At 60.5% G+C, this 24,091-nt stretch carries 26 protein-coding genes and 1 tRNA gene; 7 read left to right on the top strand and 20 right to left on the bottom strand.

The features are described from left to right. Window positions 1–59: 59 nt before the first annotated feature. Window positions 60–416 (bottom strand): hypothetical protein, encoded by a 357-nt coding sequence (locus tag HMPREF2537_RS02625; protein WP_070525307.1) that lies wholly within the window; start codon window positions 414–416, stop codon window positions 60–62. Between the two features lie 104 nt (window positions 417–520). Here HMPREF2537_RS02625 and HMPREF2537_RS02620 point away from each other — a divergent pair, with 104 nt between their 5' ends. Then, a complete protein-coding gene (locus HMPREF2537_RS02620; protein ID WP_070525305.1) occupies window positions 521–1,291 on the top strand; it encodes a DeoR/GlpR family DNA-binding transcription regulator in 771 nt (256 codons plus the stop codon). Here the strand turns inward: HMPREF2537_RS02620 and HMPREF2537_RS02615 are convergent. Both HMPREF2537_RS02615 and HMPREF2537_RS02610 read right to left on the bottom strand, forming a co-directional pair. Then, entirely contained in the window at window positions 1,288–1,644 is a 357-nt protein-coding gene (locus tag HMPREF2537_RS02615; protein WP_010191247.1) for a DUF3817 domain-containing protein, read from the bottom strand. The two genes, HMPREF2537_RS02620 and HMPREF2537_RS02615, sit on opposite strands and share 4 nt — an antisense overlap. Then, a complete protein-coding gene (locus HMPREF2537_RS02610) occupies window positions 1,641–2,039 on the bottom strand; it encodes a hypothetical protein (RefSeq protein ID WP_010191248.1) in 399 nt (132 codons plus the stop codon). The genes HMPREF2537_RS02615 and HMPREF2537_RS02610 overlap by 4 nt, the downstream gene beginning before the upstream one ends. A 143-nt stretch (window positions 2,040–2,182) precedes the next feature. Between HMPREF2537_RS02610 and HMPREF2537_RS02605 the strand changes: the two genes are divergently transcribed. Beyond that, window positions 2,183–2,264: transfer RNA gene (locus HMPREF2537_RS02605), tRNA-Leu, on the top strand. A 333-nt stretch (window positions 2,265–2,597) separates the two neighbouring features. Here the strand turns inward: HMPREF2537_RS02605 and rdgB are convergent. The 8 genes from rdgB to clpS all read right to left on the bottom strand — a co-directional run bounded on the left by rdgB (window position 2,598) and on the right by clpS (window position 8,144). Then, entirely contained in the window at window positions 2,598–3,209 is a 612-nt protein-coding gene (gene rdgB / locus HMPREF2537_RS02600; protein WP_070525303.1) for an RdgB/HAM1 family non-canonical purine NTP pyrophosphatase, read from the bottom strand. Then, entirely contained in the window at window positions 3,203–3,931 is a 729-nt protein-coding gene (gene rph, locus HMPREF2537_RS02595) for a ribonuclease PH (RefSeq protein ID WP_070525301.1), read from the bottom strand. Before rph ends, rdgB begins: the two co-directional genes overlap by 7 nt. A gap of 22 nt (window positions 3,932–3,953) precedes the next feature. Then, a complete protein-coding gene (locus HMPREF2537_RS02590; protein WP_070525297.1) occupies window positions 3,954–4,721 on the bottom strand; it encodes an MBL fold metallo-hydrolase in 768 nt (255 codons plus the stop codon). Between the two features lie 67 nt (window positions 4,722–4,788). Beyond that, window positions 4,789–5,565, bottom strand: coding sequence for a glutamate racemase (murI, locus tag HMPREF2537_RS02585; protein ID WP_070525294.1), 777 nt, complete (start codon window positions 5,563–5,565; stop codon window positions 4,789–4,791). Next, window positions 5,565–6,287, bottom strand: a complete 723-nt coding sequence (locus HMPREF2537_RS02580; protein ID WP_246820205.1) for a rhomboid family intramembrane serine protease — start codon at window positions 6,285–6,287, stop codon at window positions 5,565–5,567. Before HMPREF2537_RS02580 ends, murI begins: the two co-directional genes overlap by 1 nt. A 13-nt stretch (window positions 6,288–6,300) precedes the next feature. Then, window positions 6,301–7,263: a P1 family peptidase gene (locus tag HMPREF2537_RS02575; RefSeq protein ID WP_070525292.1), complete on the bottom strand. Its 963-nt coding sequence runs from the start codon at window positions 7,261–7,263 to the stop codon at window positions 6,301–6,303. A gap of 4 nt (window positions 7,264–7,267) precedes the next feature. Next, entirely contained in the window at window positions 7,268–7,804 is a 537-nt protein-coding gene (locus HMPREF2537_RS02570) for a DUF2017 domain-containing protein (protein ID WP_070525291.1), read from the bottom strand. 4 nt (window positions 7,805–7,808) lie between these two features. Then, window positions 7,809–8,144 (bottom strand): ATP-dependent Clp protease adapter ClpS, encoded by a 336-nt coding sequence (gene clpS, locus HMPREF2537_RS02565; RefSeq protein ID WP_083298951.1) that lies wholly within the window; start codon window positions 8,142–8,144, stop codon window positions 7,809–7,811. An 88-nt stretch (window positions 8,145–8,232) separates the two neighbouring features. On the opposite strand from clpS, the gene HMPREF2537_RS02560 reads away from it, so the two are divergent. The 3 genes from HMPREF2537_RS02560 to HMPREF2537_RS02550 are packed head-to-tail and all read left to right on the top strand — an operon-like array spanning window position 8,233 to window position 12,203. Then, window positions 8,233–8,811 (top strand): CAP domain-containing protein, encoded by a 579-nt coding sequence (locus HMPREF2537_RS02560; protein WP_246820203.1) that lies wholly within the window; start codon window positions 8,233–8,235, stop codon window positions 8,809–8,811. A 41-nt stretch (window positions 8,812–8,852) separates the two neighbouring features. Beyond that, window positions 8,853–10,205 (top strand): nicotinate phosphoribosyltransferase, encoded by a 1,353-nt coding sequence (locus tag HMPREF2537_RS02555; RefSeq protein ID WP_070525290.1) that lies wholly within the window; start codon window positions 8,853–8,855, stop codon window positions 10,203–10,205. Window positions 10,206–10,241: 36 nt separating this feature from the next. Further along, the gene (locus tag HMPREF2537_RS02550; protein WP_070525289.1) at window positions 10,242–12,203 is read left to right on the top strand and encodes an ATP-dependent DNA helicase; all 1,962 of its coding nucleotides are present in this window, start codon (window positions 10,242–10,244) and stop codon (window positions 12,201–12,203) included. Here the strand turns inward: HMPREF2537_RS02550 and HMPREF2537_RS02545 are convergent. The 4 genes from HMPREF2537_RS02545 to nrdF all read right to left on the bottom strand — a co-directional run bounded on the left by HMPREF2537_RS02545 (window position 12,200) and on the right by nrdF (window position 17,235). Next, window positions 12,200–12,925 carry a peptidyl-tRNA hydrolase gene (locus HMPREF2537_RS02545; protein WP_070525288.1) on the bottom strand — a complete coding sequence of 242 codons (726 nt, stop codon included), beginning with the start codon at window positions 12,923–12,925 and terminating at the stop codon, window positions 12,200–12,202. The genes HMPREF2537_RS02550 and HMPREF2537_RS02545 overlap by 4 nt on opposite strands. After that, a complete protein-coding gene (serB, locus tag HMPREF2537_RS02540) occupies window positions 12,918–14,111 on the bottom strand; it encodes a phosphoserine phosphatase SerB (RefSeq protein WP_070525287.1) in 1,194 nt (397 codons plus the stop codon). The genes HMPREF2537_RS02545 and serB overlap by 8 nt, the downstream gene beginning before the upstream one ends. Before the next feature lie 103 nt (window positions 14,112–14,214). Then, on the bottom strand, window positions 14,215–15,906 hold the full coding sequence (gene ctaD / locus HMPREF2537_RS02535) for an aa3-type cytochrome oxidase subunit I (RefSeq protein WP_070525286.1): 1,692 nt from the start codon (window positions 15,904–15,906) through the stop codon (window positions 14,215–14,217). A gap of 339 nt (window positions 15,907–16,245) precedes the next feature. After that, window positions 16,246–17,235, bottom strand: coding sequence for a class 1b ribonucleoside-diphosphate reductase subunit beta (gene nrdF / locus HMPREF2537_RS02530; RefSeq protein WP_070525285.1), 990 nt, complete (start codon window positions 17,233–17,235; stop codon window positions 16,246–16,248). 105 nt (window positions 17,236–17,340) lie between these two features. On the opposite strand from nrdF, the gene HMPREF2537_RS02525 reads away from it, so the two are divergent. Continuing rightward, entirely contained in the window at window positions 17,341–18,051 is a 711-nt protein-coding gene (locus HMPREF2537_RS02525) for a FadR/GntR family transcriptional regulator (protein ID WP_070525284.1), read from the top strand. On the opposite strand, the gene nrdE is transcribed toward HMPREF2537_RS02525, so the two are convergent. The 5 genes from nrdE to HMPREF2537_RS02500 form a co-directional block, all read right to left on the bottom strand. Continuing rightward, window positions 18,048–20,210 (bottom strand): class 1b ribonucleoside-diphosphate reductase subunit alpha, encoded by a 2,163-nt coding sequence (gene nrdE / locus HMPREF2537_RS02520; protein ID WP_070525409.1) that lies wholly within the window; start codon window positions 20,208–20,210, stop codon window positions 18,048–18,050. The genes HMPREF2537_RS02525 and nrdE overlap by 4 nt on opposite strands. Window positions 20,211–20,272: 62 nt before the next feature. Further along, entirely contained in the window at window positions 20,273–20,698 is a 426-nt protein-coding gene (gene nrdI / locus HMPREF2537_RS02515; RefSeq protein ID WP_070525283.1) for a class Ib ribonucleoside-diphosphate reductase assembly flavoprotein NrdI, read from the bottom strand. A gap of 9 nt (window positions 20,699–20,707) precedes the next feature. Continuing rightward, the gene (gene nrdH / locus HMPREF2537_RS02510) at window positions 20,708–20,947 is read right to left on the bottom strand and encodes a glutaredoxin-like protein NrdH (RefSeq protein ID WP_010191280.1); all 240 of its coding nucleotides are present in this window, start codon (window positions 20,945–20,947) and stop codon (window positions 20,708–20,710) included. 475 nt (window positions 20,948–21,422) lie between these two features. After that, complete coding sequence (gene ykgO, locus HMPREF2537_RS02505; protein WP_003847162.1) at window positions 21,423–21,545, bottom strand: type B 50S ribosomal protein L36; 123 nt, start codon at window positions 21,543–21,545, stop codon at window positions 21,423–21,425. Between the two features lie 123 nt (window positions 21,546–21,668). Continuing rightward, window positions 21,669–22,997 (bottom strand): sugar porter family MFS transporter, encoded by a 1,329-nt coding sequence (locus HMPREF2537_RS02500; protein WP_070525282.1) that lies wholly within the window; start codon window positions 22,995–22,997, stop codon window positions 21,669–21,671. A 27-nt stretch (window positions 22,998–23,024) separates the two neighbouring features. On the opposite strand from HMPREF2537_RS02500, the gene nadE reads away from it, so the two are divergent. Next, window positions 23,025–23,849 carry an ammonia-dependent NAD(+) synthetase gene (nadE, locus tag HMPREF2537_RS02495; RefSeq protein ID WP_070525281.1) on the top strand — a complete coding sequence of 275 codons (825 nt, stop codon included), beginning with the start codon at window positions 23,025–23,027 and terminating at the stop codon, window positions 23,847–23,849. Window positions 23,850–24,091: the final 242 nt, after the last annotated feature.

The following is a 24,091-nucleotide window of genomic DNA, read 5'->3' as shown; positions in this document are numbered from 1 at the left end:
GAGTCTTAGCCCTTCGTGCGTAGTAGAGATAGCTACGTTCCAGATTAGTCTCCGCAGCTTTAGTACACTTCGCCCGCAGCCACCGAGACGAGAGCCTGTTGCTCAGCGAAAGCAGCAAAAGCCATTAACAGGGTGTCTATATGTGTGCGCAGGTGACGATCCATGACCACCGAGCCTGACTTCCGAAGGCGTTCTTCGGCGACTCCGTTGACGTCGCCAAGCACCAGCACAACCTGGCCGGGAGGAACACCAGCGAATTCTGTGGCGTCGACAATCACGCCGTCGCACGCACGCGCTTCCACTTCGCTACCGATCCACCGGGTAGAAACTCCTTGCGGTGCATAAGTGGCAATGTTCTCAGCGAGCCGCTTACTCATCATAAGCCCAAGGGTAATGGTCTTGCGCATTTCAATCATCTTCCTTAATCCTGCATGACGTGGCTTTTTGCCTTGACAAGCTACAGATTAAAGATTGAAACGCTCACTGTATATGGTCGTTTCAGTTCTATACAATCAGGGGTATGGACAAGGAAGAACGCCAACGCAGAATCATTTGGGCTGTTGACTCGGGGAGCAAAACGGTCAGCCAATTGCAAGAACTCACTGGGGCCTCCGCGGTTACCATCCGCCGAGATCTCACTGAGTTAGAAGAAGCTGGGGCCCTCACGCGCTTTCACGGCGGCGCTCGCCCCGCTGTGCGACGAGGCGCACGCTATCCCCTAGAGGTTCGCCGAAAAGAGGACCCCGCTGGAAAACGCGCTATTGCTGCCGAGGCAACACGACTAGTCGAGCCCGGCTCCTGTGTTCTCATTGACTCGGGCACGACACCCACGGCCGTCGCCCGAAATCTCGCCGGCATGGACATCACGGCCCTAGCAATGTCCCTGTACGCGGGCGCGGCCTTAGCCAAAACACCCGGCTCCGACGTCATAATTCCCGGCGGAACCGTCAATAGCGATGATCTTGCGGTGTACGGAGCAGAAGCTGTGGACACAGTGATGTCCATGCGCTTCGACCTAGCAATCGTGGGTATCTGCGCGTGTACTCCGTCGGTAGGTCTCATGTCCCCGAATCTCACCGAGGCCACCATTAAGCGGGCTTATTTCCAAGCAGCCAGGCGCATCATCGTTGTCACCACACCAGAGAAGTTCACCCGCATGTCGGCCCACCGAGTGGCCGACTTTGACCAAGTTGACACGTTCATCACAACAAATGACCTATCCCCAGAGATAGCTCAGGATGTAGTCGATTCCGGCGCCAACCTCATCATGGTGCCTGTGGAAGACTCCTAAAGCTGGAACTGCTCTACAACTTCAGTGCGGCGCTTGTGCTCCATCCAGAAGGAGAGGAACGGAACAACACCGGCGAGCGCCGTGGTAAAGAGCTTGCCTACCGGCCACATGGCACGCGGGCCGAGGACCAAGATGGACACGAGGTAGACCATGTAGGCCACGCCGTGCGCCTGGGCGATGAGCGTGGCCCACGACGGCATCTCCATGCCCACGCCGTACTGCAGGATCATGCGCGCGACAAGAATCAGAAGAAAAATACCGGTAATCGTGGCGGCAATGGAAAAGAACTTCAGCGGGCCACGGATACGCGCTTGACGGTCAGGATGGACAGCGTTGTTCACTGAGTTGCTCATAAATTCTCCTCTTCGGTGCCGCGACGGCGGCGCTGCTTGTTCATAGCGTTGAAGGTTTCCACATCAACCTGTGGACGGGGCGGTAGAAAATCTTCGTCGATCTTGGTGACGGCTTGCTCCTTGGCCGCGCGCACGTCCTCAGCCTCATATTGGGCTGGCTCTTCTCCCCGCTCGAGAGCTTCGTTCTCGGCATCGATACGCTCATTCTCGTAGCGCAGTGCGGTGCGATATGCGTAAACAACAAAAACCGCGAACAGCGGCCATTGGAAGGCGTATCCCAAGTTCTGAAAGGTTCCCGAACCGGAGCGGAACCGAGTCCACTGCCAATAAGCAAGGAATAAAAAGAGCACGACGAAGAGCACGATGAGGGCGATGTGCCACCATCGAACCTTCATCCGCTTTTTCGGTGCTGGGTTGGTGCTCACCCTGAACAGCCTACCCACCACGCCCAGAAAAGTGGATTTCCGTCTATGGCCTGCCGCCCTGTAGGCTAGTGAACGTTGCGCAGAGCCAAGAGTGCTCCGCAGCGACGAAACCCGCGCCCGTGGCGGAATTGGCAGACGCGCTAGATTTAGGTTCTAGTGTCTTATGACGTGTGAGTTCAAGTCTCACCGGGCGCACAATTTCAAACCCCGCGCGAGTTTTCCGTGCGGGCTTTTCTTTACCCCAGCCCTGCGCCCAAATGGTTTTAGTCATATGGTTCCCCTCATCGGGTTCCTCTGGGGGCAAAGAAACCAGCTGAAGCACCGCAGAAGGTTCGTTTGAGGGCAGGAGAACCATGTGAGTAGAACCAAGTGCGGAGGGACCAAAGTTAAGGGACCACCTGCGAGTCAGCTTCTGCGTTTCCCCAGGTGGTTTTCGCAGAATATGCGCAGATGGTCCTTCTAGTTTGGTCCCTCTCAACCAGCCCAGCTCGCGGATGCTGGGGCTAGCCGTCATGGCTCGGCGGATGCTTAGGCTTGGCCGGCGAGGGCCGCCAAAGGTTCGCGCAGCTGCGCCAGTGCGCGGCCGCGGTGCGAAACCGCATTCTTTTCCTCCGGGGACATCTCCGCGGCGGAGCGGGATTCGCCCTCGGGCTGGAAAAGCGGATCGTAGCCAAAGCCATTCTCGCCCTGCGGTGCGGTGAGCACGGCGCCGGGCCAACGGCCCTCCACCACATGCTCCTGGCCATCCGGGGTCACCAGGGCGCAGACCGACACGAATGCCGCCGCGCGGCGCTCCGCGGGCACGTGGGACATCTGCCCCAGCAGCAACTGGTTGTTCGCTTCATCGTCGCCATGTCCGCCCGACCAGCGGGCCGAAAGCACGCCCGGCATGCCGTTGAGTTCTTCCACCGCGAGGCCGGAATCATCCGCAATCGTCGCTAGGCCGGTGTGCTTCACCCCGGCGCGCGCCTTGATCAACGCATTGTCGGCAAAGGTGCGACCGTCCTCCACGGGCTCCGGGTAAGCCTCCACCGCGGACAGGGGGAGCAACTCGATGCCCGCGATGCCGGCATCGGCGAGAATCTTTTCCAGTTCCTTGAGCTTCTTGGCATTATTCGAAGCGACGAGGAGCTTTACCATCCGAGGGCCGCCTTTTGAGCGTCGATAAGCTGGGCGCAGCCAGCCTGAGCCACATCCAACATGTCGTTGAGCTCCGCGCGGCCGAACAGACCGTGCTCGCCGGTGCCCTGAATCTCGACGAAGTCTCCGCCCTCCTGCATCACCACGTTGAGATCAACCTCCGCGCGGGAGTCCTCCTCATAGGGCAGATCGAGGCACACGTGGCCATCGATGATGCCGACGGAAACAGCAGCGATGGGATCCAGCAGCGGCTCGCCCGGGACGACACCTTCCTCCTTGAGGTAGGCAATCGCATCAGCCAGCGCCACATACGCGCCGGTGATCGACGCCGTGCGGGTACCGCCGTCTGCCTGCAGCACGTCGCAATCCAGCTGGATGGTGTTCTCCCCCAGCTCAGACAGGTCCACCGCTGCGCGCAGGCTGCGGCCCACCAGACGTGAAATCTCGTGGGTGCGGCCCTTGACCTTGCCCTTCATCGACTCGCGAGGCATGCGATCGTGGGTGGCCGAAGGCAACATCGCGTACTCAGCGGTCAACCAGCCCTCGCCGGAGTCCTTCTTGAAGCGCGGCACTCCGAATTCCACGGAAGCCGTACACATGACTCGGGTGTTGCCGAACTCCACCAAGACCGACCCGGCCGGGTTGGTGGTGAAGTTGCGGGTAATGCGAACGCTACGGAGTTGGTCGAGCGCGCGACCATCAGCACGAGTGAAATCAGTCATGCCCACTACCCTACCGCGCGTATTAGAACTCGAGCTCCATCCCGGCAGCGCCGACGACGATCTCTCCGTCGAACTCGCGAGCAGCTGCTGCGTAGGTGGCGGCGGCATCGCCCCACGGCTGGAGGTGAACGAGCACCAGCTTCTTCACACCCGCTTCACGCGCCAGGCGTCCGGCTTCTGCTCCCGACATATGCATGTCTGGGGCTTTATCCTCCGAGGTCTCGCCCCATGCAGCCTCACAAAGGAAAGCATCCACACCCTGGGCAGCCTCAACGAGCGCGGGTGTATAGGCCGAATCCGCGGAATAGCACAAGGTTGCTCCGGTTTTGGAGTGCTCGACGCGCAAGGCATACGTCTCTACCGGGTGCACGGTTCGGAAAGGCGTGATGTAGACATCGTCGACAAGCTGGCGTTCCCGATCCACCCAGGGGCTGAACGCAAATGTATCGCTCATGTCATCCACCCCGTCCGGGGCATCCGAGGACAACCGGCCCAGGTGGGTCTCAGTCGTCGACGGCCCGAGGCAGAAATTACGGGACGCCGCGGGTGCTGTGGGGTGGAAGCGACGCCACACCATCAAAGACGGAAAGTCCAAGCAGTGATCGGCGTGGAGATGAGTTAATGCCACGTGGGCATCGCAAGGATCCTGGAGTTCCTGCAGGCGTGCAAGCGTACCCGGGCCCAAGTCCATGATGATGGACGGAGCAGAGGGAAAAGACAAGAGATAGCCAGAGGCCGGATTACCCACGGTGGGCACCGAGCCGGAACAGCCTAGGATGGTCAGCTTCATGCGTTCAATAGTTCCACGAAACAACGGGGGATGCGGGATTTGCGTCGATTGTACATCTTCACCAGCACTAAATCTTGGGTCCCAAGAAGCGCGTGGCCAAGAGCTCGAATGCCGCGTGGTCACCCGTGCACTCGAAACTGCGGGTGGGCACCTGCCCCGCTGGGGCGAGCATGTCCGTAGTGGTGAGGATGCGCAAGACATCCTTCGTAGTCTCCTCCGCCGAGGACACTAAAGTGACGTTGTCTCCAATAGCGAGCTGGATGACACCGGTGAGCAGCGGATAGTGCGTGCAGCCAAGAACGAGCGTATCGACGCCCGCCGATTGCAACGGCGAGAGGTAGCCCTCAGCCACACCCAGGATTTGGCGCCCAGCGGTAATGCCGCGCTCGACAAAGTTCACGAAATCAGGACAGGCCACCGCCTCGCATTCGACATTCGGGTTGACGGCAAAAAGATCTTGGTACGCGCCTGAATTAATGGTGCCCTCCGTGCCGATGACGCCAATCTTGCCGTTGCGGGTGGTGGCGATGGCGCGGCGCACGGCCGGGCGGATGACCTCGACGACCGGAATGTCATAGCGCTCCCGGGCATCGTGCAGGAAGGCGGCCGTGGCGGTGTTGCAGGCGATCACCAACATTTTGCAGCCGCGCTCCACGAGCTCATCCGCAATCGCGGTGGAAAGCTCACGCACTTGGGCAATGGGCCGTGGGCCATAGGGCGCATGGGCGGTATCGCCGATGTAGATAATGGATTCGTCGGGAAGCTGCTCGATGATGGTACGCGCGACAGTCAGGCCGCCCACGCCCGAATCAAAAATCCCGATGGGAGATGTTGCATCAGGCATTAGCGCGTGACTCCTTGGGGTGCAGGCTTAACCTTCTTAATTGGGTCATCCGAGGTGATCACCATTCCCGCGACGATGCCACCGATGGCACCGAAAAGGTGTCCCTGCCAGCTGACCCCCTCATAGATAGGCAACACGCCCCAGATGAGGCCGGAATAGGCAAAGCCCAACCCCACGCCAACAAGGAACTGGCCCAACGAGCGGTTAAAGATTCCCCGCACGATGAGGTAGGCCAACCAGCCATACACCATTCCTGAGGCACCAATGTGCGATGTTCCCGGCCCGCCCAATAGCCACGTGCCTATGCCCGCAATGAGCACCACGATGACGGTGACCTCCCACCATGCCTTGCGGCCGGAGAGACCGATCAGGAAACAAAAGACCGCACCGGGCAGCGAGTTACCGATGAGATGCTCAAAGTTTGCGTGGAGAAGCGGAGCGGTAAAAATCCCCCAAATGCCATTAAAATCCAGCGGTCGTATGCCGTATTGGCCCAGCTCGCTTCCAAAAAACAGGAAATTGATGATGTGGATAACCCACTCAACGACTAGGAAGCCCACCGTTAAAGACGCTGCCGTCTTCAGGCGTCCGGCCCGAGTGTAATTCTTGGAGTCCCCCGTGTTGAGAACAGGTTGCTGCCCCGCGCCGGGAGTTGCCGGGCGGGGCTGGAAGGGGTTGGGCTCATGCGAATGCTGCTGGCCAAAGGGTCCACTCGTCGTCATAATGCCTCCAACTTTAGCAAGCGCGCAGCGAGGAATACGTCTCCAAACCCAGCCCCGGGGTGGCGCTCACCACGGCATCGACGATGGCTGCCTCAACGGCGTCGGCAGCGGCTGCGCTTAACGACGCCAACTCCGCAGCACCGATGCCCTGATCCGCAGGCTGTGTTCCGGAGGCGGCGGCAAAAAGCGTATCTCCATCCAGTGGGGAATGCGCCGGGCGAACCGCCCGGGCGATGCCGACGTGGCCCGCTAACGCAAGACGTTTAACCTGGGCCTTGCTCAACGGGGCATCGGTCAACACCGCACCGATGGTGGTATTCAGACGGGAGGTGCCCGTAAAAGCCTCGGCTAGGCTGCGAGCCGCGGCAAACTTCTCAACGTCGACGGCTGGTACACCCGGCGCACCAAACAAGCGCCCAGTCTCAGCATCAATCACCTGCCCCACCGGGTTGGCTACGACGACCGCGGCGACGGTGAACGGGGAGGCATCGACAAACGCGGTGCCCACCCCACCCCGGATCTTGCCTGCGCAGGCGCCGGTTCCTGCGCCCACGCTGCCGCTCGTGGCGTCGTGCCCTGCCAACGCGGCGCGTAGAGCGGCCTCTCCGTCCTCCGCCGTGGGGCGCTGTGGGCCGGCGAGCAGATCAAAAATGACCGCGCCCGGCACGATGGGCACGCGGGGTCCAGGAATATCCTCCCCGAACGCGGGGAATCCGATACCGGCTTCCTCCAAACCACGCATGACGCCGTCCGCAGCCGCCAGACCAAAAGCCGAGCCGCCCGCGAGCACTAGAGCATGAACGCGTTCGACCGTGTTGTGTGGCTCCAGCAGATCCGTCTCGCGTGTTCCGGGGCCTCCGCCGCGCACATCAACGCCAGCCACGGTTCCCTGCTCGCCGCAATAAATGACGGTGACGCCGGTGTCCTCATGGGTGACATGGCCGACGGAAAAGCCCAAGCCTGGAAGCGTCTGCACGGTGCTAGTCCATGATGACGTTGAGCAGCGAATCCTGGCAGAACGCCAGCCATTCCACGAGCGTATCGCGGTCTGCCCCGGGCGCATCCTGCGGCACGTCCCCAGCGGCGATGAAGAGGCGAAGGTCATTGAGTCCAGCGAGGAAGGCATGTGCTTCTTCCTCGCTGATAGCTACCTCTACCCCGCCGGTGGGACCGAGGGCGGTGTTAATCACTTGAAGGTTTTCCAGCTTGGCGCGCGCAATGTCATTTTCGTGCAGCGAGCGCATCAGCGCATTATCGCCATCGAATTCCTCATCCCCTGCCTTCTTAAAATCGGGGAAGAGACGGGCCAGCGATGGATCCTCCGGTGCTTCGGTGTGGCCGGTGGGCATATCGAGCATGTCCGCCAGCTCGTCCTTGGGCGCTGATTGCGCGCGCGCAATGATGGCCTCGGAGACCGTCGCGGTGAGATCGCCTAAAACTTCGCGCTCCATGGGTTCGAAAACAGTCGTGTATTTCGCACCACGCATGAAGGACTTTTTCTTTTTCCAAGCCTGCATACTCTTATCCTGCCTGCTGCATCGTGGCCCACAGACCGGCGACTTGCAGTTTCTTCACATCGGCTTCGACCTTGTCACGCTCACCTGAGGAGACTGCTGCCTTACCTTCGGTATGGACTTGCATCATCAGCTCGTTGGCCCGCTTTTTGTCATAGCCCAGCACGGTCTGGAATACGTAGGAAACGTAGCTCATTAGGTTGACTGGGTCATCCCAGACAATGCACATCCACGGCAGGTTTTCGCTCGTGGCGACGTCGACGTCAATCGCCTCATCCAGCTCCGGGGTGGCCATGGGCGAACTCATCACCACGCCCGTGGACGTTTCGTTGTGCGCTTTCATGTCCTCTACCCTAGCCAAATTTTTTCCGGTAGCGAGCAGTTATACTGTCATCAGCTTTTGACCTGATTGTCGTTTCCAGGTGGCACCGATGAATTCTTTCACCCTTCCCCCAGCCGTTACTGACATTCTCGCGGGACGCCAACCTGCACGAGAGGAACTTATCCCCCTCCTGCAGCGCATCCTCACCGTGCTGGTCCTGGGCGGCACGCTCGTCACTGCCGTAATCAGCCTGACCACTCCGTCCGAGGACGGCAGCTCGCAGGATCCAGCCCCTCCCGCACCTGAAACGTGCGATTACGAGCTTCCCGACGTCCCCGTCCAACGCCAGCTCGCCACCATCCAAGAGGATCTGTTCACGGCGCTCAACAAGTGGCGCAAGGAGGACGGCCAGGCCCCGCTGGTGCCCTGGATCGAACGCCAAACCGCTGCCCGCGAAAAGGCGGAGTGCAACGCGGTTACCAAGACGGAAGAGCACACGGATGAAAATGTGCAGATGGTTCAAAATCACCTGCCCTTGGACCAAGCCAGCGGATATGAATTTATCGAGAAATTTCTCGCCTCCCCCTCTCACGTTGCCGCTTTGCGCGACCCCCGGATGACCACTGCCGCGGTAGGCACGGCCTACAACGACGGCGAGGTCTACGTTGTCATTCAGCTTGAGGAATAGAAGAGCTGATTTTTCGGTACTGCCTGAGTAGCATCTTCGATGTGACTACTATCTCAGACAATGCCCAGGGTTCTGGGTTCGAACCTAGCGATCGTTCCACGGCTCTCCTTACCGATAAATATGAGCTGACCATGCTGCAAGCAGCATTACGCGATGGCTCTGCACACCGCCAGGTTGCCTGCGAGGTGTTCGCCCGCCGTCTCCCCAACGAGCGGCGCTATGGTGTCGTTGCCGGCACCGAGCGCGTCCTTCGCGCCGTACGGGATTTCCGCTTCACCGCCCAGCAGCTGGCAGAGATGGACTTCTTGGATGCAGAAACCAAGGAATACCTGGCCAATTACCGTTTCTCTGGGCACATCGATGGCTACCGCGAGGGTGAGCTTTATTTCCCCAATTCGCCGCTGCTGACCGTGCGCGGCACCTTTGGTGAATGCCTGATCCTGGAAACGGTGATCCTGTCCATCATGAATTCCGATTCCGCGGTGGCTTCTGCGGCCTCACGCATGGTTGTGGCTGCGGATGGCCGCCCCATCATCGAGATGGGCTCGCGCCGCACCCACGAATACGCTGCCGTGACCGCCGCCCGCGCCGCCTACCTGGCAGGTTTCCAGGCCACCTCCAACTTGGAAGCCGGCTACCGCTACGACATTCCAGTCTCTGGCACCGCGGCGCATGCATGGACGCTGGCGCATGTCAACGAGGACGGCACCCCGAACGAAGAGGCAGCTTTCCGCAGCCAGATCGAGACCCTTGGCGTGGACACCACCCTGCTCGTGGATACCTATGACATCACCAAGGGCGTAGAAACCGCCGTGCGCGTAGCCGGCCCCGAGCTGGGCGGTGTGCGCATCGACTCCGGCGACTTGGCCGCGGTCACCCGCCGCGTGCGCAAGCAGCTCGATGACTTGGGCAATCACAACACCAAGATCGTGGTGTCCTCCGACCTCGACGAGTTCGCCATCGCCGGCCTGCGCGGCGATCCCGTCGACGTCTACGGCGTGGGCACCTCGGTAGTCACCGGCTCTGGCGCCCCGACGGCCAGCATGGTGTACAAGGTCGTCGAGGTCGACGGCCACCGAGTAGCCAAGCGCTCCTCCTCGAAGAAGTCGCAGGGTGGGGCGAAGCGTTCCTTGCGCGCCTACCGTTCCTCCGGAGTGGCCGTCGAGGAGCTCGTACTCCCCTTCTCCGCCGAGGACCCGGACACAGGCACGCTGCGTACACGTGAGATGACGGTGCCGCTCATGCGCGACGGAGAGATCGTAGGAAACCTTCCTACCCTCCACGAATCCCGTGAATACCTAGCCCAGGCCATCACTACCTTGCCGTGGGAAGGCCTGGCACTTACCCGCGACGAGCCTGCGGTCCCGACCCGCTTCATCGGCTTCGACTCTTAAGAAGCCTGGCGGAGGCGACCGACTACACTGCCTGACATGCACGACTCAACGGTTGACCTTCTCGACGCCGCCGTTTCCGCCCTCGGTGGCTCGCGGCGTGCCGGCCAAGTGCGCATGGCGGAGGCTGTGACCACCGCCTTGGAAAAGGAACGCCACCTCGCCGTGCAGGCGGGAACTGGTACGGGCAAGTCCTTGGCTTACCTGGTTCCTGCCTTCCGCCACGCCCAAGGCACTGGCCACACCGTGATCGTCTCCACCGCCACCCTGGCATTGCAGCGCCAGCTCGTGGAACGAGACCTGCCGCGCCTCGCCGAAGCCCTCGAGCCGCACCTGGAGAAGAAGCCGACCTTCGCCATCATGAAGGGGCGCTCCAACTATGTCTGCCTCAACAAGGTCTCCCGTGCCGCCGAGTTGGAGGACGAAGATGCCCTGCTTGATGAGGACTCCATCTCTCACCTTGGCCGCCATGTCCAACGGGTCTATGAATGGGCGGAGGACACCGAGACTGGTGACCGCGAGGACTTAGAACCAGGAGTGCCCGATCTCGCGTGGCGGCAGGTTTCTGTCACCTCCAACGAATGTCTCGGCGCTACGCGCTGTCCGCACGGCGAGGACTGCTTCGCGGAGCTCGCGCGGCGTCGCGCAGCGGACGTCGATATCGTCGTCACCAACCACGCGCTGCTCGCCATCGATGCGGTGGCAGACATCAACATCCTGCCTGAGCACGATGTCGTCATTATCGATGAGGCCCACGAATTGGACGGACGCATCACCTCGGTCTCGACCGCCGAAATCACCGGTCGTGCGCTGAAGATGGCGGCCAACCGTGCCAAAGCTCTCGGAGCCAACGGCAAGGACCAACGCCTCACCGAGCAGGCCAACGAGTTGAGCCAACTGCTCGGGGAATTCACACCGGGCCGCTGGACAGACCTCCCTGAGGAAGCCAAACAACAACTCATGAGCCTCGCGGACACGCTGGCCGACTGCCGCGAGACTATCGCCCGCGCCCCCGAAGGCGAACAGGCCCAAGACCCGGAAAAATCTGCCGAGCGCCAAAACCTGTCCAATCACCTCAGCGGTCTCGTCGAAGCCATCGCCCGCATCCTCGACGTTTTCGCCACTGGTGACCCCGCCGCGCACGCCGACGTGGTGTGGCTGGAGCGCGATGAGCGCACGCTGAACGACACCCTCGCCGTGGCCCCGCTCTCCATCGCCGGCATGCTGCACGAAAAGCTCTTCGGCGAACAGACCGTGGTGCTGACCTCCGCCACACTGGCCTTGGGCGGTCGCTTCGACGCCATGGCCGCGCAATGGGGCCTGCCCAAAGGTTCATGGGACAGCCTCGATGTGGGATATCCTTTCGATCCTGCTCGCAGCGGCATCTTGTATACCGCCTCGCATCTACCGCAGCCGGGCCGCGACGGTCTCAGCCCGGAGACGCTCAAGGAGATCCGCGAGCTCATTATGGCTGCGGGCGGGCGTACTCTCGGGCTCTTCTCCTCGCGCCGGGCCGCGCAACAGGCAGCTGAGGAACTCAAGCCCACCCTCCCCTTCGATATCTTCCTCCAGGGCGAGGACTCCATTGGCGCGCTCGTGGATAAGTTCACAAAGAACGAGAACTCCTGTCTCTTCGGCACACTCACCCTCTGGCAGGGCGTCGACGTACCGGGACCTGCCTGTTCCCTCGTCCTCATCGACCGCATTCCTTTCCCCCGCCCGGATAACCCCCTCATGCAAGCCCGCACCGAAGCCGCCAAGGCGGCTGGGCGCAATGGTTTCATGGAGGTTTCCGCTACGCACGCGGCGCTGCTTATGGCCCAAGGCGCGGGCCGCCTGCTGCGTTCCGCCAACGACCGCGGGGTCGTCGCGGTCCTCGATAGCCGCTTGGAAACCAAGCGCTATGGCTCCTACCTACGCGCCTCGATGCCGCAGATGTGGCCCACGAGCGACCCTGAGGTTGTACGCGGCGCTCTCAAGCGCCTGGTTGAGGCCCGCTAGGGGCGGCGCAGCGCGCACACCGTGGCTGAGTCCGGGGCGACCTCGGTGAAGCCGGCGTCGCGCACCACCACCGCTCCCGGACGCGCACAAGCCACGGCAAACTCCTCATGGGGAATTTCGCGCACGGACAGCGCAAAGTCCTGTGCTGCCCAGTCTTCTACTTCCTCGGCGCTCATCGCCGCGGCCAACAGCATCGAACCGTGCCCTACTTGTGCTGCGGCCTTTCCCGCGCTCATCGCGAGGGACGCGTCGATGTAGATCACGGGGGCGTCGCCAAGCGCGGGCTCCTGCTCATCTTTCGGGAGGTCGGTATGGCCAATCTGCAGCTTGGCCACGAGCGGGTGCACATCCTGTACCGCTGAGGGGAGGAAAACACGCGCGCGGTTCTCCACGGTGACGCCCGGCAGGGCCTGGACATCACGCCAGGCCTTGTTGCGCGCCCGCCGCGCCACCTTACGAATGCGGTGCCCATACCACTGCCCCAAGGCCTCAGCGAAGGCTCCATCCTGTCCAGCCCGATCGTCGAGGCAGAGCTTGACGACGCCCCTCGCTGCCGCCTCCAACACCTCCGTGCGCTTGGGCGGGTCTTGCTTGGGCAGGTTGAGTGCAATCTGCATAGCCTGAATGGTCTCGGGCTTGTTGGGGTCCTCAGGGTCATCCCGCCAGCTGCGCTCGCTGCACGCGGCCACGAGGCGGCGGTGGGCCTCGCGGAGGTTATTCACTGGCGACTTCCTCCATGGGGATGCCCAGGATCTGCAGGATCTCATCCATGTACGGGTGGTTGACCGAGGTATCCGCAACCTCCCGCAGCGCGGGCTTGGCATTGAAGGCGATGCCCAAGCCGGCAGCGGAGATCATGTCGATATCGTTGGCACCGTCACCAACCGCAACGGTCTGCCGCATGCTCAGACCCGAATCCGCGGCGAACTCACGCAGGAACATTTCCTTGGCCTTGCGGTCCACCACGTCCCCGATGACGCGGCCGGTGAGCTTGCCGTCCTCGATCTCGAGGGTATTGGCGCGCACATAGTCAAGGTCGAGCTCCTGAGCTAGGTCCTCGAGCACCTGGATGAAGCCGCCTGAGACCACTGCAACGCGGTAGCCCATGCGCTTGAGCGTGCGAATGGTGGTGCGCACGCCCGGAGTCAGACGAATATCGGCGGCAGTTTCCTTGATGACTGACTCCGGCAATCCTGCCAAAGTGGCCACGCGCTCGCGAAGAGACTCCTCGAAATCCAGCTCGCCGCGCATCGCGCGCTCCGTCACCGCGGCAACCTCCGCTTCCTTTCCGGCGTGGGCGGCCAACATCTCGATGACCTCGCCGGTGATGAGGGTGGAGTCGCAGTCAAAGCAAATGAGGCGCTTTGAGCGGCGTTGCAGGCCGGAGCGCTCGATGGCGATGTCCACGCCTTGCTCCGTGGCGAGACGCGCCAGCATGGCGCGGACAGGGTCGGAGGCTCCCTCAATCGTGATGTAAAGCTCGAGACCGTTGAGCGGGTACGTAGAAAGCCCGCGGATGCGGTCGATGTTGACGTTGAGATTGGCCAATTCTTTGGCAATCGCCGACATATGGCTGGCGTTGAGCTGGCGCCCTAGCACCACGACGACGTGCGTGGAGCGCGGCCGTGAGGTCGCCTCTTCTTCCCGAAGGTCCACGTTGATGGATTGCGCATAGATGCTCAACGTGTTGCGCAGGCCCTGCTCAAGTGCTTTGAGGCGGGAACCCTGCACTCGGATATACGCGGAAAGGGAGATGCGGCCGGAAAAGATAGCCTGTTCGGCGTCGACGAGCTCGACGTTGTGGGAGCTCAGGACTCGGAAGAAGGCGGCCGATACGCCTGGCTTGTCAGGGCCAGAGGCGGTGACAACGGCAAAGACTTGTTCACTGTGATTATCCACGGGCCTCATTATCGCACACCGCGATCCCGGAATCTCCACCTACGGCAAACGCCGCCTCCCCATCGCTGTGATGGGGAGGCGGCGTTATCAGGAGTACTCAGCTAGTGAGTGCTTAGTGGCCGGAGTGTGCTTCCTCGCGCATGCGCTTAACCATGTGCGGGTAGTGCAGCTCGAAGGCCGGACGCTCGGAGCGGATGCGCGGCAGGGATACGAAGTTGTGGCGCGGCGGCGGGCAGGAGGTGGCCCACTCGAGGGAGTTGCCGTAGCCCCACGGATCGTCCACGGTGACGATCTCGCCGTAGCGCCAAGACTTGAAGACGTTCCAGACCAGCGGGATAACCGAGGCACCCAGGACGAAGGAGAAGATGGTGGAAATCTGGTTGAAGACCGTGAAGCCATCGGACTCCAGGTAATCGGCATAACGACGCGGCATACCCATGTTGCCCACCCAGTGCTGAACCAGGAAGGTGCCGTGGAAGCCAATGAAGGTCAGCCAGAAGTGAATCTTACCCAGGCGCTCATCGAGCATGCGTCCGGTCATCTTCGGGAACCAGAAGTACAGGCCAGCGAAAGCGGAGAACACCACGGTACCGAACAGGGTGTAGTGGAAGTGAGCAATCAAGAAGTAGGACTCAGCAAGGTGGAAGTCCAGCGCCGGGGAGGCCAGCATAATGCCGGTCATACCGCCGAAGAGGAAGGTAGCCAGGAAGCCCATGGCGAAGATCATCGGGGTATCCCAGGTGATGTGGCCCTTCCACATGGTGCCAACCCAGTTGAAGAACTTCACGCCGGTCGGAACCGCAATGAGGAAGGTCATGAAGGAGAAGAACGGCAACAGGACAGCACCGGTGACGAACATGTGGTGGGCCCACACGGCCATGGACAGCGCGCCGATGGCCAGCAGGGCGAAGACCAGGCCGATGTAACCGAAGACCGGCTTGCGGGCGAAGACCGGCACAACCTCAGAAATGATGCCGAAGAACGGCAGTGCCAAGACGTAGACCTCCGGGTGGCCGAAGAACCAGAAGAGGTGCTGCCACAGGATGGCACCGCCGTTGGCAGAGTCATAGATGTGGCCGCCCAGCTTGCGGTCATAAAGAACGCCCAGCGCTGCGGCGGTCAGCAGCGGGAAGATCATCAGCACGATGATGGAAGCGGTAAACACAGCCCAGGTGAAGACCGGTAGACGGAACATGGTCATGCCCGGCGCACGCAGGGTGAGGACCGTGGTGATCATGTTGATGGCGGAAGCGATGGTACCGACACCGGTAGCACCCACACCGACAATCCACATGTCCGCGCCGATGCCCGGGGTGTGAACCGAGTCAGCCAGTGGCATGTACATGGTCCAGCCGAAGTCAGCAGCACCGCCCGGAGTCAAGAAGCCCGCGAGCATCACGATGCCGCCGGTCAGGGTAATCCAGAAACCGAAAGCATTCAGACGCGGGAAGGCCACATCCGGTGCACCAATCTGCAGGGGCAGAACGTAGTTACCGAATGCCCACACCACTGGTGTTGCAAACAGCAGCAGCATTACGGTGCCGTGCATGGTGAACAGCTGGTTGAACTGCTCATTGGACAGGAACTGCAGTCCCGGGGTGAAAAGCTCAGCACGAAGAAGCAGAGCCATAAAGCCACCGAGGAAGAAGAAGCTGAAGGACATGATCATGTACATGATGCCCAGCTGCTTGTGGTCGGTGGTGGTTAGCAACGTCCACGCCTTGGAACCGGTCTTTGCATTACCAGTCGGCTCCGGACGTGTAGGCGCGACATAATCGTCGAGCCGTGGCGCCACAGCGGTCATAAAATCCTCCTGAAGAACAAGCGTTTAACCACATCGGTATCACGCGTTTTCACGCGCCACACGCTCAGCGATCAAACACCTAGGTTTACTCGCATTATATTAGGCCACCTCAGGGCCAAATTTCCAGCGCTCTGTTATTTTCCACTGCCCTTGCTAGCCCCGTTTGGAGCAGATAACCCCTTGTACGCGGCCGACCCGCCGCGGCACGCCTTAGCGCTCGGTGATCTAGAACACAGAAGGCGCGTCCTGTAGGCCCCCAAAAGCCGAAAACGCACCCCCTGAAAGAATCAACCTTTCGGTTGATCCTCTCGGGAGGTGCGCGGCACCGACGGGGAGGGTTTAGAAGTCCCAGTCGTCGTCGGTAGTTTCCTCGGCCTTGCCAATCACATAGGAAGAGCCGGAACCAGAGAAGAAGTCATGGTTCTCATCCGCGTTCGGAGACAGCGAGGACAGGATCGCTGGGGACACGCGGGTTTCATCCGCAGGGAAGAGACCCTCGAAGCCCAGGTTGTTCAGCGCCTTGTTGGCGTTGTAGCGCAGGAAGCGCTTCACATCCTCGGTCCAACCCAGCTCATCGTAGAGATCCTCGGTGTAGTCAATCTCGTTCTCGTAAAGCTCGTAGAGCAAGTCGAAGGCATAGCCCTTCAACTCTTCCTGCTCCGGCTCCGAAAGCTCCTTGTAGCCCTGCTGGAACTTGTAGCCGATGTAGTAGCCGTGAACGGCCTCATCGCGAATAATGAGGCGGATGATATCGGCCGTGTTCGTCAGCTTTGCTCGCGAAGAGAAGTGCATCGGCAGGAAGAAACCAGAGTAAAAGAGGAAGGATTCCAGCAGCACGGACGCTACCTTCTTCTTCAGCGGGTTATCCCCCTCATAGTAGGACATGACGATCTTGGCCTTGCGCTGGAGGTTTTCATTCTCCTCGGACCAGCGGAAAGCGTCGTTGATCATGGGTGTCGACGCCAGCGTCATAAAAATATTGGAGTAGGACTTCGCGTGGACGGACTCCATAAAGGCGATGTTGGTGTACACGGCCTCCTCGTGGGGCGTGACGGCGTCGGGAAGCAGCGAGACCGCACCCACGGTGCCCTGAATGGTATCGAGCAGGGTGAGGCCAGCGAAAACACGCATGGTGGTCTCCTGTTCCTTCTCCGTGAGCGTCTTCCAGCTCGGGATGTCGTTGGACACCGGAACCTTCTCCGGGAGCCAGAAGTTACCGGTCAGGCGATCCCACACCTCAAGGTCCTTCTCATCTGGAATGGTATTCCAGTTAATTGCCTTCACCGGAGCCTCGTGGCTAGCGATGTAATCGTCGTACTCGTGAGACACGCACGTCACCTCGTCTTGCTAGTATTTTTGGGGGTTCGGTGCCATCGTACCCTCTAAAACTAGGGGCCAAAATTCCAGCGTGTTTTATACTTAAGCCCTGTTCTCATGACCCCGAGTTTCGATGGAATGACTGACTCCTCCGCCCCCCTCCTCAGCACCGTGCTCGACGCTTTGGGCACGGACATCGTCAGCGGCACGCTGGCAGCCGGTGATCGATTTACACTCACTGATCTCTGCGCGCGCTTCGGTATTTCCCGAACCGTAGCCCGCGAAGCCATGCGCGCGCTCGAGCACCTAGGGATGGTCTCCTCGTCGCGCCGAGTAGGTATTACAGTGCTCCCCATCAGTGAATGGGCGGTCTACGATCCCGCAATCATTTCTTGGCGTTTAGGTTCCGAGAAATCGCGCGATAGTCAGCGCACCTCTCTTAATGATCTACGCCTCGCCATCGAGCCTGTCGCCGCGGGCTTAGCCGCGCAGCACGCTTCCCCAGAAGATAAGGAAGAGATCCTGGAGCTGGCCCACCGCCTCCAAGTCACGCCAACGCGGCGCGTGGGCGAGCACCTCGCCACAGATCTGCGGTTCCACGCCATGGTTCTCCACGCCTCGGGCAATGAAATGTTCACGGCGCTGAGCCCCTATCTGCTGTCCATGGTGCGCGGGCGCTCCCTCTATGGTTCCCGCAAACGCAACCCCACGGCCGGCACCGCACAGCTCCACCTCGATCTAGCGGAGGCAATCCACCGCGGTGACTCCCCCGAGGCAGAAAAAATCGCACGCGCCATTCTCATTGAGGCGCGTGCGAATAAAGACTAGAGCATGCAGGAAACGCAGCCCTCAATCTCAGTTCCCTCCAGAGCCATCTGGCGCAGGCGGATGTAGTAGAGGGTCTTAATGCCCTTGCGCCAAGCGTAAATCTGGGCGCGGTTGATATCGCGGGTAGTGGCGGTGTCCTTGAAGAACAGCGTCAACGACAGACCTTGGTCAACGTACTTCGTGGCTTCGGCGTAGGTATCGATGATCTTCTCGTAGCCGATCTCGTAGGAGTCCTTGAAGTACTCCAGGTTGTCGTTGTCCATGTGCGGCGCCGGGTAGTAGACGCGGCCGATCTTGCCTTCCTTACGAATCTCGATCTTGGAGGCAATCGGGTGGATCGAAGAGGTCGAGTTATTGATGTAGGAAATCGATCCGGTCGGAGGCACCGCCTGCAGGTTGCGGTTGTAAATGCCGTGCTTGGCGACGTCCGCCTTCAGCTGCGCCCACTCCTCTGCCGACGGGGTGTGGATCGAGGACTTGGCGAAGAGCTCCTTAACTTTCTCCGTACGGGGAGCAAAATCAGCCGGATCATAGCGGTCGAAGAACTCGCCACTAGCGTAGTCAGACTCGGGAAACTCGCTGAAGTACTCGCCGCGTTCGCGGGCCAGCTTGTTGGATGCGCGCAGCGCAGCGTACATGATGGCGGCGAAGTAGGCGTTGGTGAAGTCCAAGCCTTCCTCGGAGCCATATTCAATGTGCTCGCGGCCGAGGTAGCCGTGCAGGTTCATCTGGCCCAGACCGATGGCATGGGAATCATCGTTGCCCTTGCGCACGGAAGGAACAGAGTTGATGGCGGTCTTATCCGACACCGCGGTCAAACCACGGATAGCAGTCTCCACCGTCAGCGCGAAGTCCGGGGAATCCATGGTGGCGGCGATGTTCAAGGAACCAAGGTTGCAAGAAATATCGCTGCCCAAGGTCTTGTAGGTGAGGTCCTCGTTGAGCTCCGACGGGGAGTTGACTTGCAGAATCTCCGAGCAGAGGTTCGACATGTTGATGCGCCCAGTCTTGACTGGGTTGGCGCGGTTCACGGTGTCCTCGAACATGATGTAGGGGTAACCGGATTCGAACTGCAGCTCCGCGACGGTCTGGAAGAAGTGGCGAGCGTTGATCTTCTTCTTGCGGATACGCGGATCCTCAACCATCTCTTCGTAGTGCTCAGTAACGGAGATATCACCGAAAGCCTTGCCGTAGACGCGCTCGACGTCGTACGGGCTGAACAGGTACATGTCATCGTTCCGCTTCGCCAGCTCGAAGGTGATATCTGGGATCACGATGCCAAGCGAAAGAGTCTTAATGCGGATCTTCTCATCCGCATTTTCGCGCTTGGTGTCGAGGAAGTTCATGATGTCCGGGTGGTGCGCGTTGAGGTAAACCGCACCAGCACCCTGACGGGCACCCAGCTGGTTCGCGTAGGAGAAGGAATCCTCCAACAGCTTCATCACGGGGATGACGCCGGAAGACTGGTTCTCAATGTGCTTGATGGGCGCGCCAGATTCACGAATGTTGGACAGCAACAGCGCCACGCCGCCGCCGCGCTTGGACAGCTGCAGAGCGGAGTTAATGGAGCGACCAATCGACTCCATGTTGTCCTCAATACGCAGCAGGAAGCAGGACACCAGCTCGCCACGCTGAGCCTTGCCGGCGTTGAGGAAGGTCGGGGTAGCCGGCTGGAAGCGGCCGGTCATGATTTCATCCACGAGGTGCTCAGCCACCTTAGTGTCACCATCGGCCAAGAAGAGTGCGGTCATGGACACGCGGTCTTCGAAGCGCTCGAGGTAGCGGCGGCCGTCGAAAGTCTTCAGCGTGTACGAGGTGTAGTACTTGTAAGCACCCAGGAAGGTCTTAAAACGAAACTTGAAGGCGTAGGCGCGCTTGAACAGGGACTTGATGAAATCAAAGTCGTACTGCTCGAGCAGTTCCGGCTCGTAGTATTTGTTGTCCACCAGGTAGCGCATCTTTTCTTCCAGATCATGGAAGTAGACGGTGTTCTGGTTGACGTGCTGGAGGAAGAATTGGTTCGCGGCCTCACGGTCCTTGTCGAACTGAATCTTGCCGTTCTCGTCATACAGGTTCAGGAGTGCGTTGAGCGCATGGTAATCCAGCTGCTCCTCTGGCTTCACAGGTTCAGCGACGGTCTTACCCAATTGCGTGGTCACGACGTTCACGGGCCTTTCTTTGCTATGGCGAAATGGAGAGACAAAATAGTAGGAATGAGGCTTTAGGCGGCTAAACCTAAAGCGGCCGCGTTGGCCAAAAGGCCTTCACGGCAAATTGTGACATCTTCCTCGGTTCCGAGAAGTTCGAAGCGGTACACATAAGGAACCTTACACTTGGCGGCGATGACGTCGCCGGCCTTGCCAAAGTCACTGCCGAAGTTGCTGTTGCCTCCAGCTACGACAGCGCGGATGAAGCTGCGGTTGTGTTCGTCATTCAGGAAACGAATGACCTGCTTGGGAACAGGCCGGGTGTTCTGCCCGCTCATTGATGCCCCTCCCCCATACGTCGGACAAATCAAGACGTAAGGTTCATTCACGGTGAGAGGCTCATCGCTGAGACGCAGCGGGATGCGGGCGCTGGGAAGGCCGAGCTTCTCGACGAAGCGGTGGGTGTTTTCCGTAGCGGAAGAGAAATACACGACCAACATGGCTGTTCCCTAGGCGCTTGCCGCCATAACGGAGAGTGCCTTGATGCGGTCAGGGCGGAATCCGGACCAGTGCTCACCGTGAGCTTCAACGACCGGCGCCTGGACGTAACCCAGGGCCATGACGTAGTCACGGGCATCATCATCCAGAGTGATATCCACCGTTTCGTAGTCGAGACCGGCACGGTCAAGAGCCTTTTTGGTGGCGTTGCACTGGACGCAAGCGGGCTTGGTGTAGAGGGTGATGCTCATGTGACGTTCCTTCAGCTTCCTTCGGCACTACACGCGGAGTGACTGTTGAATTCGATACCAGCGGGGCGCTTAGTAGCCCTGCATTAAAGCTTTGAACAGCGGTGCAGACCCGCCGCTCAAGCAACATCAACGACACTATACTTTGTGCCCGCACCCCGCAACTAACACTATATATAGTAGTTACAAGGGTGATATTCCCAGGATGTAACCCGCCCCGACCCCACATGTTGACACCCCATCACTTCACCCATTGCCACGGCGGTAACTACACGAGTAATATTCCCTGCTCGTTCACCGAAGATTCACCTAGTTTGTGACAAACACCACTTGATCCCCAGTTTTCGCCTCCCACACACCGGCACGAAAGGCCCCTTAAGCTCACAGGGGCAGTTTCAGCCGGGGGAAGCGCAAAAGGAAACCGCCCCCTTCAGCAAGCAACGAGCGTACTGAAGGGGGCGGCATGAGTCCGTACGACTTAGCCCTGACGAGCCTTGAAGCGCGGATCCTTCTTGTTGATCACGAAGACCTTACCGTGGCGGCGAATAACCTGGGCGCCCGGCTTCTTCTTCAGCGACCGAAGCGACTTGCGAACCTTCATCGGGCGCTCCTTTCGTTATGCGCAATCTAGATGCGATTGATTAGTTCAAAGCACAGCCGGGCAGACACCCAGCAATGACACGAGGAAAAATGTTACCCCACGCGCGCGTCATAACCAAAACACTCAGCTTTCGGAGTAGCGGGAGCGAAGCTGTTCGGCAACATCCTCGAGGCTCTTCCCCGTCGTTTCCGGAACGAGGGCGCGGGTATACCCCACCGCGACGAGGCCCAAGACCGCAAAGATTACGAAGGCCAGCGAGCCGCCGAGCCACTCGACCACCGGCAAGAAGAACTGCGCCACCGCCCAGTTACTCACCCACAGCGCCAGCCCGGCGATTCCCATGCCCAAGCCGCGAACTTCGGATGGCACGATTTCTGACATCAGCAGCCACGTGGCCGGGGAGACCGCCGCCTGCTGGAAGGCAATGAACGCCGCCATGCATGTTAGCGCCAGCATAGCCAGCGGCGTGGAATCATAAGCGAAGTGATAAGCCACAGCTAGAACCACGAGCGAAACAACGTTGCCGCATAAGCCTGCTAGCAACAGCCGGCGGCGCCCCAGTCGGTCAATCACGCGCATGCCCACGAGGCACGCTACGACGGATACCGCACCGATCACCATCGACGTATACACCGAGTTGGTAGTGGAGATACCCACCTGGTTCATCATCGTGGGCGCGAAGTACACAATGGCGTTCACACCCGTAATCTGCTGAGTCACCCCCATGAGCATGGCAAGCGCAATGGCCGAGCGCATCCAGCGGTGGCGTCGCAAAGCTCGCCATTCACCCGTGCTCCGCCGCGCGCTATGCTCCAACTCCGCTCCCCGCGCGCCTACCCGAGCGCTGACTGCGGCAGCTTCGCTCGTTCGGCCTTGTGCCGCGAGCCACGCCGGGGTATCAGGGAGGAAGACCATGCCGAGCGCCAGCGCCGCGCCCGGGACCGCGGCCAGCCCGAGCATCCAATGCCAGCTGCCGCTTGCAGCCAGCAGCGAGTTCACCCCGTACGCGAGCAGCTGCCCGACGACGATCATGAGCGTGTTAAGGGAGACCATCCGGCCCCGCACAGCCGCCGGGGTGATCTCAGAGATGTACATCGGAGAGACGATGGACACCGCGCCCACCGCCACACCAAGGAATGTGCGGGCGGTAGCAAGGTCCGCGGCCGAGTTTGCGAGCGCACACCACACGGAACCAGCCACGAAGATGAGTCCGCCGGCGATGAGGGTTCGGCGTCGCCCGATTACGCTCGCCACACGCCCAGCCGCCAGCGCACCGACTGCCGCGCCAACCAACAGCATCGAGGTGACGAGCCCTTCCTCATGGGCAGACATACCGAATTCCGGCCCCACGAAGAGGAGGGCCCCAGACATCACTCCGGTGTCATATCCAAAGAGCAAGCCGCCCAGGGCGGCTATGCCTGCGACCATCATGACGTACGTATCTTTGTTCACGGGTTCCTATTGTCGCAGGCGGCTACCATGGTCGTCATGTCACATGAATCCTCAGACCTCCAGCACGACATCATCAAGGCCCTTGGCGTAAAGCCCCGTATCGATCCAGCAGAAGAGGTTGAGCGCCGCGTCGCTTTTTTGGTGGACTACCTCCGCACCACCGGCGCGAAGGGCTTTGTCCTGGGCATCTCTGGTGGTCAGGACTCCACCCTGGCCGGACGCTTGGCGCAGCTGGCGGTGGCCCGCGTCGACGGGGCGCATTTCTGGGCCGTGCGCCTTCCCCACGGAGTGCAGGCCGACGAGGATGACGCACAGATCGCTCTCGACTTCATCGAGCCTGACTACTCCCTCACCGTCAACATTGCCGAGGCCACCGCAGCTCTCGACGGCGTCGTTGCCAACGCCTTGCAACAGGACTCCCTGGGGGACTTCAATCGAGGCAACCTCAAGGCTCGCCTGCGCATGTCTGCGCAATACGCGCTGGCCGGCGAGGTCGGGGCCTTGGTCATCGGTACAGACCACGCCGCCGAAAACGTCACCGCCTTCTTTACCAAGTGGGGAGATGGTGCTGCCGACGTCTTGCCCCTCGCCGGGCTTAACAAGCGTCAAGGCGCTCAACTCCTCGAGTACCTCGGGGCTCCTGAATCCACGTGGAAGAAGGTCCCCACTGCCGACCTTGAGGATGACCGCCCCTTGCTTTCCGACGAAGAAGCGCTCGGCGTCACCTACGCCCACATCGATGACTACCTCGAGGGCAAGGCAGTGCCTGACGACGCCCGCGAGCGCATCGAAACCCTCTGGCGTCGCGGCGCCCACAAGCGCACCATGCCGCTGGGCCCTACCAGAGCCTAAGGTTCCAAGCCCCTCCTCGTGGGGCTTTCCCGTTCCGTTTCCGCACCCAGCAATTGCGCCTGAGGCCAGCATTTCCCCGCACGCCAGTGGCATTCTTTCCCCGGCGGTCAGCTCCCCCAGAACGCGAATCTGTCCACCCCAACACCTGTAGCGCATATAGCCCCGCGCCCGTGATTGACTCTTCACCCACATCTGAGCTGGGTGTTTATTCTTCCGGTTGCGGGGTTGCGGGAGCTGTTTTA

The organism is Corynebacterium sp. HMSC074E01, assembly GCF_001808885.1.
Taxonomy (GTDB): Bacteria; Actinomycetota; Actinomycetes; order Mycobacteriales; family Mycobacteriaceae; genus Corynebacterium.
Note: the sequence above shows the minus strand (reverse complement) of the source record. Positions and strands in the feature narration are given on the sequence as shown.

What these genes read in the sequence shown, in the direction of transcription:
- HMPREF2537_RS02625 (WP_070525307.1), bottom strand. Translation starts at nt 416, where the DNA reads ATGATTGAAATGCGCAAGACCATTACCCTTGGGCTTATGATGAGTAAG.
- HMPREF2537_RS02620 (WP_070525305.1), top strand. Translation starts at nt 521, where the DNA reads ATGGACAAGGAAGAACGCCAACGCAGAATCATTTGGGCTGTTGACTCG.
- HMPREF2537_RS02615 (WP_010191247.1), bottom strand. Translation starts at nt 1,644, where the DNA reads ATGAGCAACTCAGTGAACAACGCTGTCCATCCTGACCGTCAAGCGCGT.
- HMPREF2537_RS02610 (WP_010191248.1), bottom strand. Translation starts at nt 2,039, where the DNA reads ATGAAGGTTCGATGGTGGCACATCGCCCTCATCGTGCTCTTCGTCGTG.
- rdgB (WP_070525303.1), bottom strand. Translation starts at nt 3,209, where the DNA reads ATGGTAAAGCTCCTCGTCGCTTCGAATAATGCCAAGAAGCTCAAGGAA.
- rph (WP_070525301.1), bottom strand. Translation starts at nt 3,931, where the DNA reads ATGACTGATTTCACTCGTGCTGATGGTCGCGCGCTCGACCAACTCCGT.
- HMPREF2537_RS02590 (WP_070525297.1), bottom strand. Translation starts at nt 4,721, where the DNA reads ATGAAGCTGACCATCCTAGGCTGTTCCGGCTCGGTGCCCACCGTGGGT.
- murI (WP_070525294.1), bottom strand. Translation starts at nt 5,565, where the DNA reads ATGCCTGATGCAACATCTCCCATCGGGATTTTTGATTCGGGCGTGGGC.
- HMPREF2537_RS02580 (WP_246820205.1), bottom strand. Translation starts at nt 6,287, where the DNA reads ATGACGACGAGTGGACCCTTTGGCCAGCAGCATTCGCATGAGCCCAAC.
- HMPREF2537_RS02570 (WP_070525291.1), bottom strand. Translation starts at nt 7,804, where the DNA reads ATGCAGGCTTGGAAAAAGAAAAAGTCCTTCATGCGTGGTGCGAAATAC.
- clpS (WP_083298951.1), bottom strand. Translation starts at nt 8,144, where the DNA reads ATGAAAGCGCACAACGAAACGTCCACGGGCGTGGTGATGAGTTCGCCC.
- HMPREF2537_RS02560 (WP_246820203.1), top strand. Translation starts at nt 8,233, where the DNA reads ATGAATTCTTTCACCCTTCCCCCAGCCGTTACTGACATTCTCGCGGGA.
- HMPREF2537_RS02550 (WP_070525289.1), top strand. Translation starts at nt 10,242, where the DNA reads ATGCACGACTCAACGGTTGACCTTCTCGACGCCGCCGTTTCCGCCCTC.
- serB (WP_070525287.1), bottom strand. Translation starts at nt 14,111, where the DNA reads ATGAGGCCCGTGGATAATCACAGTGAACAAGTCTTTGCCGTTGTCACC.
- ctaD (WP_070525286.1), bottom strand. Translation starts at nt 15,906, where the DNA reads ATGACCGCTGTGGCGCCACGGCTCGACGATTATGTCGCGCCTACACGT.
- HMPREF2537_RS02525 (WP_070525284.1), top strand. Translation starts at nt 17,341, where the DNA reads ATGACCCCGAGTTTCGATGGAATGACTGACTCCTCCGCCCCCCTCCTC.
- nrdI (WP_070525283.1), bottom strand. Translation starts at nt 20,698, where the DNA reads ATGTTGGTCGTGTATTTCTCTTCCGCTACGGAAAACACCCACCGCTTC.
- nrdH (WP_010191280.1), bottom strand. Translation starts at nt 20,947, where the DNA reads ATGAGCATCACCCTCTACACCAAGCCCGCTTGCGTCCAGTGCAACGCC.
- ykgO (WP_003847162.1), bottom strand. Translation starts at nt 21,545, where the DNA reads ATGAAGGTTCGCAAGTCGCTTCGGTCGCTGAAGAAGAAGCCGGGCGCC.
- nadE (WP_070525281.1), top strand. Translation starts at nt 23,025, where the DNA reads ATGGTCGTCATGTCACATGAATCCTCAGACCTCCAGCACGACATCATC.